Below are 15,909 nucleotides of genomic sequence, written 5' to 3' on the forward strand. Positions count from 1 at the left end.
TGTTGCAGCGGCCGTGCAGATTGCCTGCACGGCCGAATCGGTCAGGCTGCGATCAGCCCGCTATCTGTACGCCGATCCAGAACAGGCCGGCGGCCAGCAGCATCGAGGCGGGCAGCGTCAGCACCCAGGCCAGCAGGATGTTGCGCACCGTGTTGCCCTGCAGCCCCGTCTTGTTGGCGATCATGGTGCCCGCCACGCCCGAGGACAGCACGTGGGTGGTGGACACCGGCAGGCTGAAGACGTTGGCAAGACCGATGGCGCCCACGGCGGTCAGCTGCGCCGACATGCCCTGCGCGTAGGTCATGCCCTGCTTGCCGATTTTTTCGCCGACGGTCAGAACCACGCGGCGCCAGCCGACCATGGTGCCGGCGCCCAGCGCCAGCGCCACGGCCACGATCACCCAGAAGGGCGCGTATTCGGTGGTGGCGGTCAGGTCCGCGCGCAAGCGTTGCAGGTCGGCGGCCTCGCGGGCGGGCAGGCCTTCCAGGCGCGCCACCTTCTTGGCGGTGTCGTCCAGGCACAGCAGGTAGCGGCGCACGTCGATGCGCTTTTGCGCGGACAGGTCGGCGTAGTTGGAAACCCCGTGCAGGTCCTTTTGCAGCGCCATGATGGTCGGTACGGTCAGGGCGGGGTCGCAACGGAAATTGGCGGGCAGGTCTTCCTGGATGTCGACGCGGCGCAGCGCCAGGAAATCGCCCAGCAGCGCTTCGTTGCGCTGGTAGAACACCATCAGGTGGTTGGCGGCGTCGCGGGTGCGTTCGATCTGGTAGGTGGTGCTGTGGGTGTCCAGCACGAAGTTGGCCGGCACGATGCCGATCAGCACCAGCATGATGAGGCCGATGCCCTTCTGGCCGTCGTTCGAGCCGTGCACGAAGCTCACGCCCATGGCCGACAGCACCAGCACCAGGCGGTTCCAGAACGGCGGGTGCTTCTTGTTGTCGATGGCGCGGCGCTGTTCGGGGGTCTTGTGCATCTTGGACAGCGGCAGCCAGCGCTTGAGCGCCAGCAGCAGCAGGCCTGCCACCGCGAACCCGGCGATGGGCGAGGCCACCAGCGACAGGCCGATGTCGATGGCCTTGCCCCAGTTCACGCCTTCGCCCAGCGGCAGGTCGGTGATGAGCGCATTGGCCAGGCCCACGCCCAGGATCGAGCCGATCAGCGTGTGCGAGCTGGACGCCGGAATGCCGAAGTACCAGGTGCCCAGGTTCCAGGCGATGGCCGCCGCCAGCATGGCGAAGACCATTGCCAGCCCGCGGCCGGTGTCCACGTTGATCAGCAGTTCGACGGGCAGCAGATGGACGATGGCATAGGCGACGCCCACGCCGCCCAGCAAGACGCCCAGGAAGTTGAAGATGCCGGACAGGACGACCGCCAGATGCGGCGGCATGGCCTTGGTGTAAATGACCGTTGCCACGGCGTTTGCCGTGTCGTGAAAGCCGTTGATGAATTCGAAGGCCAGGACGAATGTCAGGGCCAGCACAAGACTGAGGCCAACCCAAAGGTCTAGGCCGTGGAAGAGGTCGAACATGGGGGAGGGGGCGAGGTTCCGGCGAGAATGCCCCGATTATTGCAGATTTATGACCTGTCCCTGAATGAAGCGGCCCCCAAATCTTAGAACTTCGAATACTGGAATTCGATCTCCATGGGCTTGCCCAGATTGGCGGACGTATCCGCCTGGATGACCATCACGGCCAGGATTCCCAGGTACAGCATGCAGAGCCACAGCGTTCTTTTCATGGGCGGAATACCTCGGCGATCTTCTGGTTGACGCGCAGCCAGCCCAGCTCGCCCAGATGCTGCACGTCGCGCAGCGTGCCGACCTCGAAGGGCGCGTCGTACATGTCCATGCAGGTCATCGCATAACGCTGGCACAGGCCGGCGACCTGCTGCTGGATCGGGTCGAACCGGGCCAGGTCGTTGAAGACCATCGGGTGCAGCGGCTGCATGACGAACAGCGCATTGACGTGATGCTGGTGCAGCAGCGCCATCAGGGCGTCGAGTTCGCGCAATTCCTCGCGGCCGGTCAGGGGCTGGGGCTGGTAGGCGGTCTTGCCGCCCTCGGGGATGCTGCGCAGGTACTTGTTGAAGAATTCGTCACGCACGGCGTAGCGGTTGTCCGTCATGAGCGCCTGCTCGGCGGCCTGCGCCTGACCGGCCAGGGCGTCCCAGTCCACCACGCGCGCCGCCGCCGCGGGGCCTTCGCGTTCCCGTTCGGGAATGGGGGCGGCGTAAGCCGGCGCCCACAGGCTGGCCAGCCGTTGACGGAACACGTATGCCTGCTCGGCCGCCATCGACCAGTACACGCCCGCGTCGCCCTTGGCGTCCAGCCACCGCAAGACTTCAGACCTGCCATCGGGTTGGCGCAGCAGCCGGGGCAGCAGCGGGTTGGCGTGCTCCTTGAACTCGTCGGGCCCCAATCCACCCTCGCCGTCGAACCAGCCCGGCGACAGCATCACGACCACGCGCGAGGCCGGCGACAGATCATCGGCCAGCGCCGCCAGCACGAACTGCATGCCCAGCGACTGGAACCCGGAATGGCCGTACGCCAGGACGGGCATCTGCAGCTCGTCGGCCAGGAAGCGGTAGGGCACGAAGCGCAGGTCGTTGCTGGTGAGCTCCGACGATCCCAGGATCACCAGGCGATCGCCCGTGCGCAGCGCCTGGCTGAGCCGCGACAGATTGCGTGTCTGTTCGTCCAGCGTATTGCCCAGGTTTGGGATGTAGATGCCGGGTGCGGCCGCGGGCACCGGTTCGGTCTTCAGGGCCAGCGTGTGCAGGGCCGCCCAGCCGGCCACGGCCGCGGCGGACAGGGCCAGCGCCGCGGCAAGCGCGTGCTGCCGAAGGGTGCGTTTGAACATGGGAAACCCGAAAATGCGTCGCGCCGGGACAAAGGGGCGGTATTGTTAGCGGATGTTATCCAGCGGCCATGACGCAAACAAGCGCGGGAAACCCTGGGCGGCGCGCCGATTCCCCTTTTTGCGACACTTGGTCCCGGCCGCCCCGGCCCACCCCAGCCACCCCAGCCACCCCAGCCACCCCAGCCACTCCGGCCCGCCCCGGTCGCACTCCGCTCAGACCCCGCCCGCGCCCGCCGCATGCCGCCTAGCAGAATGCGATAGCATCGATGTCGCGCGGCCGTCCGGGGCCCCTGGCCCGCCGCGCCGCCTGCCGCCGCCGCGGCGCTTCACCGCCGGATTTCCCCTTCGCCATGACCGACCTTGCCCGTATCGCCCGCAGCCACCCCGACGAACTCATCGTAGGGCTGGTGTCCGTTTCCGACCGTGCCTCCACCGGTGCCTATCAGGATCAGGGGCTGCCCGCGCTGCGCGAATGGCTGGGCGGCGCGCTGGTGTCGCCTTGGCAGGCGGTGGAGCGGCTGATTCCCGACGAGCCCGCCCGCATCTCCGAGACCCTGATCGAACTGGTCGACGGCTGCGGCTGCGACCTCGTCCTGACGACCGGCGGCACCGGCCCCGCCCGGCGCGACGTCACGCCCGAGGCCACGCTGGCGGTCGGCACCAAGGAAATGCCGGGCTTTGGCGAGCAGATGCGCCAGATCAGCCTGCGTTTCGTGCCCACGGCCATCCTGTCGCGGCAGGTGGCAGTCATCCGCGAAACGGACGGCCATGCCGCCCTGATCGTGAACCTGCCGGGCCAGCCCAAGTCCATCCGCGAGACGCTGGAAGGACTCAAGGGCGACGACGGGGCCGTGCTGGTGCCCGGCATCTTCGCTGCCATTCCGTATTGCATCGACCTCATCGGCGGCCCGTACACCGAAACGCGCCCCGAGGTCATCGCGGCCTTCCGCCCCAAGTCCGCCCGGCGGCCCGCGCAAGCGTAGCGCAGGCGACAACGCCGCATCGCCTTGCGCGGTGGCTGGCCGTCGCGGCACACCATGGCGGGGCCTCGCCCCGCCAAGACCGTGCGGTATAGTTGGCCGCCCCGATCAACCCTGCTGACCGAGAGTTTTCATCGTCATGAAGGTTCGTACCATCCTGTCCCTTACCGCCCTGGCTGCCCTGACGGCCTGCGCCAATGTCAAAGACGTCCGCGACCGCGATCCCGTGTTCTACGGATCCACGCAGCGCACCGCCCAGGACTACACGCAATGCGTGGCGGACGCCTGGAAGGGACTGGACGTCAACTTCGAACAGAAGCCGGTGCGCAACGGGTACGAGCTCGTCCTGCACGGCAGCCTGGGCGTCGAGGCCGTCCTGACGACCACGCACTGGAAGGGCAAGACCGAGGCGCGGCTGTCGACGCGCATTGCCCGCCGCGACCAGACCATCATTGAACCGGCCAACCTGTGCCTGTAAACGTCATGGTTGACCGCCGCGACGTCCTGCGCGCCGGGCTGGCCGCCGCTGCCGTGTGCCTGGCCTGGCCCGCGCGGGCGCAGCAGGCCAGTTACATCACCCGCAAGCTCGACGCCCGCGTGCCGGGCGGCGTGGCCGTGCTGAGCCTGGGCGACGGCGCGGCCGCGCCCCAGGTCACCTACCTGGACCGGCCCGTGCTGGTGGTGCGGGAAGCGGGCAAGCAGTGGATCGCCGTGGTCGGCATTCCGCTTACCGTCAAGCCTGGCCAGGAACAGGTGCAGGTCAAGGACGGCGGCGGCACGCGTCAGGTGGCGTTCACGGTCGGCGCCAAGGATTACGTGGCGCAGCACATCACGCTCAAGAACCGGCGTCAGGTGGATCCGAATCCGGACGACCTCAAGCGCATTGAGCGGGAACTGGCCGAACAGGTCGAGGCCTACCGCGGCTTTCGCGCGGGCATCACGCCCAGCAACCTGATCCTGGATCGTCCGGTCGACGGCGGTCGCCTGTCCAGCCCCTTTGGCCTGCGCCGCTTCTTCAACGGCCAGGAACGCAATCCGCATTCGGGCCTGGATTTCGCCGTGCCGGCCGGTACGCCCATCAAGGCGCCCGCGGCCGGGGTGGTGGTGCTGGTGGGGGATTATTTCTTCAATGGCAAGACGGTGTTCCTGGACCATGGCCAGGGTTTCGTCAGCATGTTCTGCCACATGTCGGCGATCTCGGTGAAGGTCGGCGACGAGGTGCCGCGCGGCGGCGTGGTGGGCAAGGTGGGGGCGACCGGGCGGGCGACGGGCCCGCACCTGCACTGGAACGTCAGCCTGAACGATGCGCGCATCGATCCGGCGATCTTCATCGGGGCGTTCAAGCCCTGACGCGTATGGGCTTTGATGCGTTCAAGGGTTGACGGGCTCAAGCTCTGACGAGTGCCGCTCTGACGGGGCGGCGGCGCTCAGGCCTTCTCGGCCTCGAGCGCGATGCGCTTGAGCACATACTGGTGCATGCGCTCGGCGTATTCCATCTGCTGTTGCACGTTGCGCTGACCGGCTTCCTGGTCGTCCAGGCAGTTGTCGTACTTGGTCTTGGCTTCGGCGTAGGTCAGGCCGGTATTGCGCAGGCTGTTGATGAACGCCTCGCGCGACTGGCGCAGCAGGCGCAGGCCTTCCTCGCCCTTTGCGAAACGTCTTCGCGAGAGGGCAAGCTGGTCTGCGGCGGCTTGCAATTCTTCTTTCAGGTCCATCGTGCTTCGTGCGTATCCGACCTGGCGTTGCGCCAGGCGAGGAGCGCCATTCTTTCATGAACAGGCGATCCACGCATTACGGCAGTGCGCGAATCCTGCTTAAGGATCCGCGAAAAGAGGGAGCCGGGCGCCGGCAAGAAGCCGGCCCGGGCGGCCGGCTTAGCGGCGGTGGTGCTGGGGACGCTGCATCGTGGGGGCGCGCTCGTCCTTGTGGCGGAAATTGATACGGCCCTTGGTCAGGTCGTACGGGGACATTTCCAGGGTGACGCGATCGCCCGCGAGGATGCGGATGCGGTGCTTGCGGATACGGCCCGACGCGTAGGCGCCGACTTCGATGCCGTTGTCCAGTTTGACGCGGTAGCGGCTATCGGGCAGCACTTCGTCAACAATGCCATCCAATTCGATGAGTTCTTCTTTAGCCATCTTCTACTCCTTGATCAAAACGCGCAGGCATGCCTGCGGCATGTCGCGCCGCGCAAGGCGGCAAGCGCGTCGGACTCGGATAAACCGGTCCAGCGGTTTGAACGCAAAAAAACGTTCGGGCAAGCGTGGGTATGGGCCACGGCATCCGGGCGGATGTCTGAAATGGCGGATACTCGCGCCCTGAGGTAAGTGCGCGCGATGCGCGCTGTGGTCGCGGCGGGGGTGCTGCGGGCACCTTGCCGGATGAAGCGGGGTTGCCGAGTCTGCGGCAACGCCGGGCGCCACGGGGACTGCAGCGGCGTTCTGGGCAGTGACGGGGTGCACCCAACAGGGGCGGCCCCAATAAAAAACCGGATCTCGTTCGCGTCGCTGACGTTCATTCAGTAGCGCCCTTTCTTGGGCGCTACAGGTTGGCACGCAGGATGACCGAAGTCCGGTTTTTGCGGAAAAATCACGGGTTTATGTTACTGCAAAGCCGGCGGTTTAGCCAGCTTTTATCCCGGATTCGGCCGCGATAGTTGCGCTTGAACGACTCTATCGGCGCGGGATGCGGCGCTGGTATTCGGCTTCCCATGCAGCGTTGGCCGACCAGAAGGGGCCCGGGTCGCGTCCGGCCAGACGGGCTGCCAACACGTTCAAGTGCGTGTGCCAACCGCCCGCCACGTCCACCATGTCATCCCGCGTGGCGAGTTTGCGATGAGTAAGCACCAGCCGCGCGCCGTCGTCTTCAGGGGACACCTCGAAGGTCACTTCGGACGGGGCGCCCGCCGAGCCGCCCCAGGTGTAACTGAGCACGTGCGGCGGTTCACACCGGGTGATCAGGCCCTGCGTGGTCAGGCCTTCCTCGTAGGGCTTGTAGGCCTCGGGCGTCGGTTCGCGCACGGAGGACAGGTCGGCATGCAGGAAGCGCAGGGTGACGCCGCCGCCCTCCATCAGGTCCATGTCGCCGAATGCCAGCCACTGGCCGCGCTTGTCGGATTCCGTCAGCCAGGCCCACACCTCCTGCACGCTCGCAGGCAGCCTGCGCGTGAATTGCAAGGTGGTCGGGTCCAGTACGACGCCGTAGTCGCTCATATCAGTCTCCTGTGAAGTCCGGAGCCGGACGTGGGTTCATCTTCCGTGCGAAAAGGTCAGCGGCGATACCTGCGGCTCGTGCTCCGGGGCTTCGTCCATGGCGCCGGGGTGCTGGGGCAGCGCGTCCGTGATGTCGTACCACGGCGCCTTGCTGGCGACGTGGTAATGCGCCTGGGGCTTGACGCCCGGATCGTCGTCCAGCGCGCCGAGCGGCAGGCCGTAGACGTCGGGCGTCTGGTCAAAGCGGCTGAGCAGCGGCGTGCCGCAAGCCTCGCAGAATCCCCGGTAATTGCCGGGCGACGACGCGTACCAGGTCACGTGGTCTTCGCCCTGCGTCCAGGCGAAATCCTTCGACTGGACCGTCGCTCGGCTGCGGAAGGCCGCGCCGTGCGTCTTGCGGCACATCACGCAATGGCAGTTGAGGGCATCGGTGAGCGGACCGTTGATCTCGTAGGCAACGCGGCCGCAGAGGCAGGAACCTTTGATCATGATGAGCGCCAGGCAATGGGGGAAATAGGTCCAATATACCTGCGGCGCCGTCCCGCGACTTCGGCATTTGTGACAGATGTCTTTCAGATCGTTGCCGGGGCGGGCCTTTCCCGGGGCGGGCCTTTCCCGGGGCGTGCGATTGCCGTGGCGGGCATTCCCGCGGCGGGAGTTGCCGACGGCGGAAGTTTCCGACGGCGGGCGTCGGCGGCAGATACCGTAACGTTCACGGCATCTGCGCCTCCTCCTTCACGCCGCCCGTTGCAGCGCCTGGAACGCCGGCAGCGCCAGCAGACCCGCCACGCGCGCCGCGTGAATGTCGTCGTCAGACACCGCCGGGCGTGGCATCAGGAAGTTGACCGTACCCAGGCACACGCCGTCATACGCGACCGGCACGTTGATGACCGATTGCAGTCCCAGACTGCGGATCGCATCGTGGTCGTTGAAGAATTCGCGGATGGCCGCCTCTCCCTCGCCCACGAACACCCGCTGTTCCAGCAACACGTGCCGGCCCCATGCCGTGCCGGTCTTGTCCTTGCTGCCGCCCGGCGGGTACGCCTGCGGGTTCGAACTGTACAGGCGCACCACGCGCATGGCGTCGGCATCGTAGCGATTCACGGTGCACAACGCGTGCGCCAGGTGCAGGCGCGCATAGTCGTCGATTGCCTGGAAGGCGGCGGCCGGCTGGCCGTCCGCGTAGGCGCGGGCGATGGCCTGCACGCCGGCCAGCGCCGGGCTGGGAGATGCGTCCGTCATTCCGCCGTGATTCCCAGTTCTTTGATCAGCTTGCCGTACTTGTCGGCATCGCGCGCCAGGATCTGGCCGAACTGCTCGGGCGTGGTTTCGGTCAGCAGCACGCCCATGTCGCCCATTTTCTTGATGACGTCGGGCCGCTTGAGGATCACGTTGATCTCGCGGTTCAGCCTGGCAGCCAGTTCCGGCGGCATGCCGGCCGGACCGAACGCGCCGTACCAGACCGCCAGCTCATACCCCGGCAGCGTTTCGGCCACGGTGGGCACGTCGGGCAGCAGCGGCGAGCGTTGTTCCTCGGTGACGGCCAGCAGCTTGAGCTTGCCCGACTGCACGTGCGGCAGCGTCTGCGTGCCGGCGCTGAACAGCACCTGCGTGCGGCCTGCCACCGTATCCAGAACCGCAGGCGCACCGCCGCGATACGGGATGTGCATCATCTTCACGCCGGCGGCCTTTTCGAAGAGCACCGCGCTCAGGTGGTTGGTCGAGCCCTGGCCCGCCGAGGCATACGCCACGGTGTCGGGATTGGCCTTCGCGTACGCGATGAATTCCTTCAGGTTGGATGCCGGCACCGACGGATGCACCACCATCGTGTTGGTCACAAGGGCCAGCTCGGCGATGGGCGTAAAGTCCTTCACGCCGTCGAACGGCATGTTGGAATAGAGCGCCTGATTCATCGTGTGCGTGCTCATCGAGCCCACCAGCAGCGTGTAGCCGTCCGGCTTGGCGCGCGCGACGAAGGCGGTGCCGATATTGCCCGATGCGCCCGAGCGGTTCTCGACAATGACCGGCTGGCCCAGCGATTGCGTCAGGCCTTCGGACAGCACGCGCGCCAGGATGTCGGTGGAGCCGCCGGCGGCCCACGGCACGACCAGCGTGATGGGCTTTTCGGGCCAGGCGGCGTGCGAGAGGGCGGGCGCGGCCATCGCCAGGCCCAGCGCGAACGTGCGCAGCAGTCGTTTGAAGTGCAGTGTCATGGTGTTTACCCCTTGCGTTGTGTCCGGCTTCTGAGAGCCGGTCGTATGAAAATCGATTCAGCGGCCGACGGCATAGCCCTGCATTCCGCGGGGATTGGCCGCCGCGCGCAGCAGCATCTGTCCGCCCGCGGCCGGCTCGCGCGTGCAGGCGCTGATGCGGCCTTCGGACCAGTCCGGGCCGACCTTGACGTCATGGCCGGCGGCGCGCAGCGCGTCCAGCGTGGCGGCGGGCATGCGCGATTCCACCGTCAGCCGGTTCAGCGTCTGCGAACGCGGCCAGAACGAGCCGGGAAAGTGATCAATGTGCCAGGACGGCGCGTCGATGGCCGCCTGCAGGTTCATGCCCATGGCATGGCGCAGAAAGAATGCGACGGTCCATTGGTCCTGCTGGTCGCCGCCGGGCGTGCCGAATGCCATGTACGGCAGCCCGTCGCGCAGCGCCAGGCCGGGCGACAGGGTGGTGCAGGGACGCTTGCCCGGCTGCAACTGGCCCGGCACGCCGTCGTCCAGCCAGGTCATCTGCAGACGGGTCGTCAGCGAAAAGCCCAGCTCGGGCACGACGGGGCTGGACGACAGCCAGCCGCCCGATGGTGTGGCGGCCACCATGTTGCCGTCACGGTCGATGACGTCGATCTGGCAGGTGTCGCCCACGAACAGTTCGCGCGTCGCCCACTCCGAGACGGGCGGCAACGCGGCAAAGGTCGGTTCGCCCACGCCGTAGCGCGTGTCCGACGCGGCCAGCGTGCGGATCGCGGCATCCAGGTCCGGCAGGCGCGGCGCAAGTCCGCCGGGGCTGCCCGGCTGCAACGTGGCCGAGGCGCGTTCGCCGATGCCGGCGGCGCGCGCCCGCGCATAGTCGTCGCTGAGCAGGGCCGCGAGCGGCACCTGGACGTGATCGGGATCGCCATACCAGGCGGTGCGGTCGGCGAATGCCAGCTTGGCGGCCTCGGCGACGCGGTGCACGAACTGCGGCGACAGCGGGTCCAGTTTGTCGACGTCCAGATGGCGCAGCAGCGCGAGCTGTTGCAGGTGCACCGGCCCTTGCGACCACACACCGCATTTGGCCACCGTGTAGCGGCCATATTGCGTGGTCAGCGGTTCGTCGTACGTGGCGCGCCAGTCGGCCAGATCGGATTTGCGCAGCAACCCGGGGTTGCGCTGGCCCGTGGTGTCGAGCACGGCCTCGTTCGTATAGAAGCTGTCGATGGCGTCGGCCACGAAACCGCGATACCAGACGTCGAGCGCGGCGTCGATGCGGCCGCGCCGGTCGGTGCTGGCGGCGTGCGCTTCATCAAGAATGCGGGTGTAGGTGGCCGCGATGGCGGGCGTGCGGAACAGCGCGTCGGGGGCGGGCACGCGGCCGCCCGGCAGCCAGACGTCGCCCGAGCTTTTCCATTCGTCGCGGAACAGCGCCTGCACCGCCAGAATCGCCTGCGAGATCCGCGGCACCAGCGGAAATCCGTCGCGCGCATAGCCGATGGCCGGCTGCAGCACGTCGGCCAGCTCCCACGTGCCGTAGTCGCGCAGCAGCGTCAGCCAGGCGCCGAACGCGCCGGGCACCGTCGCGGGCAGCAGGCCGATTCCCGGCACCAGGTCCAGCCCCATCTTGCGAAAGTACGTCGGCGTCGCCAGCGCGGGCGCCGGGCCCTGTCCGCACAGCGCGCGCATGCGTTGCTCGCGCTCGCTCCAGAACAGGATGGGGACTTCGCCGCCCGGCCCGTTCAGGTGCGGTTCGACAATCTGCAGCACAAAACCGCCGGCCACGGCGGCGTCGTAGGCATTGCCGCCGCGTTCCAGCACGCTCATGGCTACTTGCGATGCCAGCCAGTGCGTGGACGACACCACGCCGAACGTGCCGCGTATTTCAGGTCGGGTGGTGAAGGACGGATTCATCGGGCGGTTCCCGCAAGACTGAAGAGGATGCAAGCAGTATAGGTGCCTGAAATAACTGGTTTTATCTTTGTGGGCATAATTGCATAACCAAACGGTTATAGAGATAACTGCCATGAGCCCGGATGCCGTCCGTCTTGCCAACCGACTCAAGCACCGTCATCTGACGCTGCTGGTGAACATCGACCGCCATAAATCGCTGACGCGGGTCGCCGCGCAGACCGGCATCAGCCAACCTGCGGTCACCAAGGCGCTGGCCGAAATGGAGGACATTTTTGGCGCGCCGCTGTTCCTGCGTACGGGCAGCGGGTTGCAGCCGACCGCCCTGGGCAATCTGGCGCTGGTGCGCGCGCGGCACATGCTCAGTGACCTGGATCTGTGGGAGCGGGAGGTCGAGGCGCTGCATGCCGGGCGGTCGGCGCATCTGCACGTTGGGGTGGTGCCGTACGTGTCCAGCGCCTTGCTGACCGCCGCCATCAGCCGCCTGCATCAGCGCCACGGCGTGACGCTGAGCCTGCACCGCGCCACGACGGACCACCTGGTGCCGATGCTGCGCCAGCACGAGCTGGACTGCATCATCAGCCGCGCCACGTCCACGGTGATGCACGAAGACCTGATGCATCGCGTGCTGTATCGCCAGCGGCCCCGTCTTATAGCGCATGGCAGGCTGGCCCAGCGGCTGGCGCGGCGCAAGCCGGACTGGGCTGCCGTCGCGGCCTTGGACTGGGTGCTGCCGGCGGCCAACACGCCGACGCGGCAATTGATCGTGGAGCATTTCATCCGCGCCGGGCTGCAGCCGCCGTCGCCGGTGCTGGAGGCCTACTCCACGGACGTGATCGAGGGCATCCTGTCGCTGAACGAATCGTCGATCTCGGTGGTGCCCGAGGACATCGCGCGCGAACTGTGCCAGCGCGGCAGGCTGGGCATGGTGCCGTGGGATTTCGGCTGGGAGCTGCCGCCGATCAACCTGATCCGGCGCAAGCGGGAACAGGCGCTGACGGCGGAATCGCAGTTTTCCGACATTCTGCTGGACCTGTGCGCGAATGCGGCGGCGCCTGCGCAGGCGGGAGACGAGGGCAGATAACGCCAGGGGCGGTCCGCGCCTTGCCCCGCGCCGGTCTGGCAAGACGTGCGCATGTCCTAGGCGCAAAAACGTCGCTTCCCGCCACAGACGCGGGAGCCGGCATCTGGTTAAATGGCTGAAAGGTCTCACGGCCTAGGGCAAGCCGCTGCCTTTTCCGGCTTGCCGTTTCAATTTACGGAGCCCCCGATGGCACGATTCAATTTCACCCAGGACCTCGAAGAACCCGATCTGTGGGCGGCGGAAAACGTCCCCGCCGGAGAGGGTCGGCCCCCCATTCACGTCATGATCCAGACGGACGGCGAAGAGCCCCTTGCCGGCGCCTCCAAGGTGGTCAAGGCCATCATTGACAACCTGGACGAACAGATTCTTGCCGCGGCCGAGTTCCTCCTCGACAACTATTCGTACGAGCACTACAAAAAGCTGGGCATCGAAGACGACCAACTCCTGGCCGAAGAAACCGCCGAAGCCATGGCCGAAAAAGCCGTGCTGCGCGCGCTGTGGCTGTTCGACGAAGACGGCGATGGCTACGAACTGTGGTTCACGCTGCCCTGGGATCCTGTGCACACCTACGACGTGGAATTCGAAGACGGCGCGCCCGTGTCCTGCTCGGTTAATGACTGATACCGCGCGACTGATACCGCGGTCAGGACACCGGGGGCAGGCTCAGCGCGCCAGTTCGTATTTGGTTGCCAGCGTCTGCCCCAGCGATTCGTCGTACTTGTAGCGCACCTTCAAGGGCTTGCCGCGCATAATGTTGCGCGCGGCCACGTTCTCCAGCACCACGTCGACGTCCTTGTTCACAAATTCGGCGCAGTCGGTGTCGGCTCGTTCGCCGTCCGGTATGTCGGCAGCCTTCACCTTCAGCTTGAACAGCACCTGTGTCAGTTCCGTGCCGTCGGTGCGGAATTGGCGGAAGGTGGTGGGAAACGTGGCAACGGTGCCGGCAAGGTCGCACGAAATGCGGGTCCAGCCATACGCGGCGGGTACCGCCGCAAAAAGGCCGGCGGCAAGCGCGGCGGCCGCGGCCGCCCGGGTAGACAGAAGATTCATGGTGTGCGGGCCAGACGCGGCGCCCATGCGCGCCGCGCCGGTACGTGGTCGAAATGGGCCTTTATGTTGCGCCCGGCCGCCCGCGCCGGTCAAGCGGGCGCCTCCCATGTAAAACGGGCCATTGCGGCCCGTTTTGCTTATGCGTTCTGGCTGGCGGGTCGGCTGGGCGGCGCCTCGTTCGAAGCCTGCGCGGACGCGGCATCATCGGTGCCTTCTTCGCTGCCTTCTTCCGTGCCTTCCAGCTTGGCGATCACGGCCGTGGCCAGGCTATTGCCGACCACGTTCGTGGCGGTGCGGCCCATGTCGAAGAACTGGTCGATGCCCATGATGAGCAGCAGGCCGGCTTCCGGCAGATGGAACATCGGCAGCGTCGCGGCCACCACGACCAGCGAGGCGCGCGCCACGCCGGCCATGCCCTTGCTGGTCACCATCAGCACCAGCAGCAGGGTCAGCTGCTGCGTGAAGCTCATCTCGATGTTGTAGGCCTGCGCGATGAACAGCACCGCGAACGACTGATACATCATCGAGCCGTCCAGGTTGAACGAATAGCCCAGCGGCAGCACGAAGCCCGAGATGCGCTTGGACACGCCAAACCGCGACAGCGCCTCGATCGTCTTCGGATAGGCCGATTCGCTGCTCGCGGTCGAGAACGCCAGCAAGGTCGGTTCCTTGATGAGCCCGCCCAGGCGGAACGTGGACTTGCCCAGGAACAGGTAGCCGACGCCGAACAGAATGGCCCACAGCAGCGCCAGACCCAGGTAGAACTCGCCGATCAGCTTGCCGTAACTGACCAGCACGCCCAGGCCTTCGGTCGTGATGGCGGCGGCCATGGCGGCAAACACGCCCAGCGGCGCAAAGCGCATCACATAGTCGGTCACGCGGAACATGATCTTGGCCAGTTCATCGATCATGTTGTAGATCGTGTTGTGGCCCTTGCCGCGGATGAACGACAGCGCCGCGCCGAAGAACAGCGAGAACACCAGGATCTGCAGGATCTCGTTGTTGGCCATCGCTTCGGCAATGCTCTTGGGGAACACGTGCGCGATGAACGCCTTCAGCGTGAAATCGCCCGTCTTCAGGCCCGAAGTCACGCCCGCGTCCGGGATCGCCAGGTTCATGTGCGCGCCGGGCTGGAAGATGTTGACCAGCGCCAGGCCCAGCAGCAGGGAAATCGCCGAGGCGGCGATAAACCAGATCATGGCGCGCATGCCGATGCGGCCCACCGCGCTGGCGTCGCTCATGCTGGCCAGGCCGGTCACCAGGGTGGCGAACACGAGCGGCGCGATGATCATCTTGATCATGCGCAGGAAGATGTCGGTGATCAGGCTGAAATACGAGGCGATCTGCTTCGCCTCTTCCGGGGTCTGCGCGAACTTGTTGCAGACATAGCCCACCACGATGCCCAGCACCATGGCGATGCCGATATAACGCGTCAGCTTCTTAGTGTTCATTTGAAAACGGGATAACGGGGAGCCGCCGCTTGGCCCAGAGGGCCAGGCCCGCCGGCATGAGGCGGGGCAGACGGTCCGGTGACGGACATGCCAGGGTCCAGGTGCTGCTCGGGTTAACCCTTGGGGCGCGATGTTAACGCCGTGAACCTGACAGCGAGTTGTCGGTTCGGGGACAGATCAGCCGTGCCAGAATGCCCCTTCCGGCCTCGTCAGGAAGGCCGGGCGCCACCTGGGAACCAGCCCCGCGCGGGGCGACAAAGGAGACAAAGCAATGCCGAATCGCGAATTGTCCGTACTGGCTTCCGGCTACACCTATCTGGAAGGGCTGCGCTGGCACGAAAACCGCCTGTGGGCCTCGGACTTCTACACGGGGCAGGTCATTACCGTGACGCTCCAGGGGGCGGTGGACCGCGTCTGTCTGGTCCCGCAGCAACCGTCGGGGCTGGGTTGGCTGCCCGACGGCCGCCTGCTGATCTCGTCCATGAAAGACCGCAAGGTGCTGCGGCGCGAGGCGGACGGCACGCTGTCGGTGCATGCCGACCTGTCCGCGCTGACCGGCGGCCATATCAATGACATGGTGGTGGACGCGCAGGGCCGCGCCTACGTGGGCAATTTCGGATTCGACATCATGGCGGGCGAACCCGTGCGCACGACGACGCTGGTGCGCGTGGATCCGGACGGTGTGGCGCAGGTGGTGGCGGACGGCCTGTGCTTTCCCAACGGCTCGTTCATCACGCCCGACGGCAAGACCCTGATCGTCAACGAGACCTTCGCCAACCGCATATCCGAGTTCGACATCGAGCCCAACGGCGTGCTGGGGCCGCGCCGCGACTGGGCCAATTTCGGCGAGCTGCCTGAAACCGACGACCTGACCGCCGTGATCGCGGCGTCCAAGATTGCGCCGGACGGCGGCGCGCTGGACGAAGAGGGCGCGTTGTGGGTGGGCGACGCCATCGGCAAGCGCATCGTGCGCGTTGAACGTGGCGGACGGATTCTCGAGCAGATCGACACCGGCGAATTCGGCATCTTCGCGGCCGCGCTGGGCGGACCGGACGGCAAGACGCTTTTCATGGCGGCCGCGCCGGATTTCGTGGAAGCCAACCGGCGCGCCAAGCCGCAGGCCCGCATCCTGATGACCCGGGTGGATGTGCCGCACGCGGGCAGGCCCTAG

The 15,909-nt window shown here is 66.6% G+C and carries 18 protein-coding genes; 6 read left to right on the plus strand and 12 right to left on the minus strand.

Going from position 1 to position 15,909, the window contains the following annotated elements; genetic code table 11:
* Nucleotides 1-52: 52 nt before the first annotated feature.
* The 3 genes from AC6CIE_RS18440 to AC6CIE_RS18450 form a co-directional block, all read right to left on the minus strand.
* Entirely contained in the window at nucleotides 53-1,528 is a 1,476-nt protein-coding gene (locus AC6CIE_RS18440; protein ID WP_175125856.1) for an inorganic phosphate transporter, read from the minus strand.
* A gap of 83 nt (nucleotides 1,529-1,611) precedes the next feature.
* Nucleotides 1,612-1,737 carry a hypothetical protein gene (locus AC6CIE_RS18445; RefSeq protein WP_255595213.1) on the minus strand — a complete coding sequence of 42 codons (126 nt, stop codon included), beginning with the start codon at nucleotides 1,735-1,737 and terminating at the stop codon, nucleotides 1,612-1,614.
* Nucleotides 1,734-2,858, minus strand: coding sequence for a D-alanyl-lipoteichoic acid biosynthesis protein DltD (locus tag AC6CIE_RS18450; protein ID WP_498093259.1), 1,125 nt, complete (start codon nucleotides 2,856-2,858; stop codon nucleotides 1,734-1,736). Before AC6CIE_RS18450 ends, AC6CIE_RS18445 begins: the two co-directional genes overlap by 4 nt.
* Nucleotides 2,859-3,208: 350 nt before the next feature.
* Here AC6CIE_RS18450 and mog point away from each other — a divergent pair, with 350 nt between their 5' ends.
* The 3 genes from mog to AC6CIE_RS18465 all read left to right on the plus strand — a co-directional run bounded on the left by mog (nucleotide 3,209) and on the right by AC6CIE_RS18465 (nucleotide 5,188).
* Nucleotides 3,209-3,841: a molybdopterin adenylyltransferase gene (gene mog, locus AC6CIE_RS18455; protein WP_481146769.1), complete on the plus strand. Its 633-nt coding sequence runs from the start codon at nucleotides 3,209-3,211 to the stop codon at nucleotides 3,839-3,841.
* Between the two features lie 136 nt (nucleotides 3,842-3,977).
* Entirely contained in the window at nucleotides 3,978-4,316 is a 339-nt protein-coding gene (locus AC6CIE_RS18460) for a hypothetical protein (protein WP_279975375.1), read from the plus strand.
* A 5-nt stretch (nucleotides 4,317-4,321) separates the two neighbouring features.
* On the plus strand, nucleotides 4,322-5,188 hold the full coding sequence (locus tag AC6CIE_RS18465) for a peptidoglycan DD-metalloendopeptidase family protein (protein ID WP_498093262.1): 867 nt from the start codon (nucleotides 4,322-4,324) through the stop codon (nucleotides 5,186-5,188).
* Nucleotides 5,189-5,265: 77 nt separating this feature from the next.
* Here AC6CIE_RS18465 and AC6CIE_RS18470 read toward each other — a convergent pair whose 3' ends face one another.
* The 7 genes from AC6CIE_RS18470 to AC6CIE_RS18500 all read right to left on the minus strand — a co-directional run bounded on the left by AC6CIE_RS18470 (nucleotide 5,266) and on the right by AC6CIE_RS18500 (nucleotide 11,156).
* Nucleotides 5,266-5,553 carry a hypothetical protein gene (locus tag AC6CIE_RS18470; RefSeq protein WP_175125861.1) on the minus strand — a complete coding sequence of 96 codons (288 nt, stop codon included), beginning with the start codon at nucleotides 5,551-5,553 and terminating at the stop codon, nucleotides 5,266-5,268.
* Nucleotides 5,554-5,712: 159 nt separating this feature from the next.
* Nucleotides 5,713-5,976 (minus strand): translation initiation factor IF-1, encoded by a 264-nt coding sequence (gene infA / locus AC6CIE_RS18475; RefSeq protein WP_056570934.1) that lies wholly within the window; start codon nucleotides 5,974-5,976, stop codon nucleotides 5,713-5,715.
* Between the two features lie 534 nt (nucleotides 5,977-6,510).
* The gene (locus AC6CIE_RS18480) at nucleotides 6,511-7,050 is read right to left on the minus strand and encodes an SRPBCC family protein (RefSeq protein ID WP_175125862.1); all 540 of its coding nucleotides are present in this window, start codon (nucleotides 7,048-7,050) and stop codon (nucleotides 6,511-6,513) included.
* A gap of 36 nt (nucleotides 7,051-7,086) precedes the next feature.
* Nucleotides 7,087-7,539 (minus strand): GFA family protein, encoded by a 453-nt coding sequence (locus tag AC6CIE_RS18485; RefSeq protein ID WP_218343138.1) that lies wholly within the window; start codon nucleotides 7,537-7,539, stop codon nucleotides 7,087-7,089.
* Nucleotides 7,540-7,785: 246 nt separating this feature from the next.
* On the minus strand, nucleotides 7,786-8,292 hold the full coding sequence (locus AC6CIE_RS18490) for a GAF domain-containing protein (protein ID WP_286898019.1): 507 nt from the start codon (nucleotides 8,290-8,292) through the stop codon (nucleotides 7,786-7,788).
* A complete protein-coding gene (locus AC6CIE_RS18495) occupies nucleotides 8,289-9,263 on the minus strand; it encodes a Bug family tripartite tricarboxylate transporter substrate binding protein (RefSeq protein WP_175125865.1) in 975 nt (324 codons plus the stop codon). The genes AC6CIE_RS18490 and AC6CIE_RS18495 overlap by 4 nt, the downstream gene beginning before the upstream one ends.
* Nucleotides 9,264-9,320: 57 nt before the next feature.
* The gene (locus AC6CIE_RS18500) at nucleotides 9,321-11,156 is read right to left on the minus strand and encodes a gamma-glutamyltransferase family protein (RefSeq protein WP_286940153.1); all 1,836 of its coding nucleotides are present in this window, start codon (nucleotides 11,154-11,156) and stop codon (nucleotides 9,321-9,323) included.
* Nucleotides 11,157-11,268: 112 nt separating this feature from the next.
* Here AC6CIE_RS18500 and AC6CIE_RS18505 point away from each other — a divergent pair, with 112 nt between their 5' ends.
* Nucleotides 11,269-12,237, plus strand: a complete 969-nt coding sequence (locus AC6CIE_RS18505; RefSeq protein ID WP_498093266.1) for a LysR family transcriptional regulator — start codon at nucleotides 11,269-11,271, stop codon at nucleotides 12,235-12,237.
* A 186-nt stretch (nucleotides 12,238-12,423) separates the two neighbouring features.
* A complete protein-coding gene (locus AC6CIE_RS18510; RefSeq protein ID WP_175125868.1) occupies nucleotides 12,424-12,858 on the plus strand; it encodes a hypothetical protein in 435 nt (144 codons plus the stop codon).
* A gap of 42 nt (nucleotides 12,859-12,900) precedes the next feature.
* On the opposite strand, the gene AC6CIE_RS18515 is transcribed toward AC6CIE_RS18510, so the two are convergent.
* Nucleotides 12,901-13,287, minus strand: coding sequence for a hypothetical protein (locus AC6CIE_RS18515; protein WP_452001460.1), 387 nt, complete (start codon nucleotides 13,285-13,287; stop codon nucleotides 12,901-12,903).
* Between the two features lie 137 nt (nucleotides 13,288-13,424).
* Entirely contained in the window at nucleotides 13,425-14,738 is a 1,314-nt protein-coding gene (locus AC6CIE_RS18520) for a dicarboxylate/amino acid:cation symporter (RefSeq protein WP_498093268.1), read from the minus strand.
* 271 nt (nucleotides 14,739-15,009) lie between these two features.
* Between AC6CIE_RS18520 and AC6CIE_RS18525 the strand changes: the two genes are divergently transcribed.
* Complete coding sequence (locus AC6CIE_RS18525) at nucleotides 15,010-15,909, plus strand: SMP-30/gluconolactonase/LRE family protein (RefSeq protein WP_175125871.1); 900 nt, start codon at nucleotides 15,010-15,012, stop codon at nucleotides 15,907-15,909.

The organism is Achromobacter sp. GQ309, from assembly GCF_059759315.1.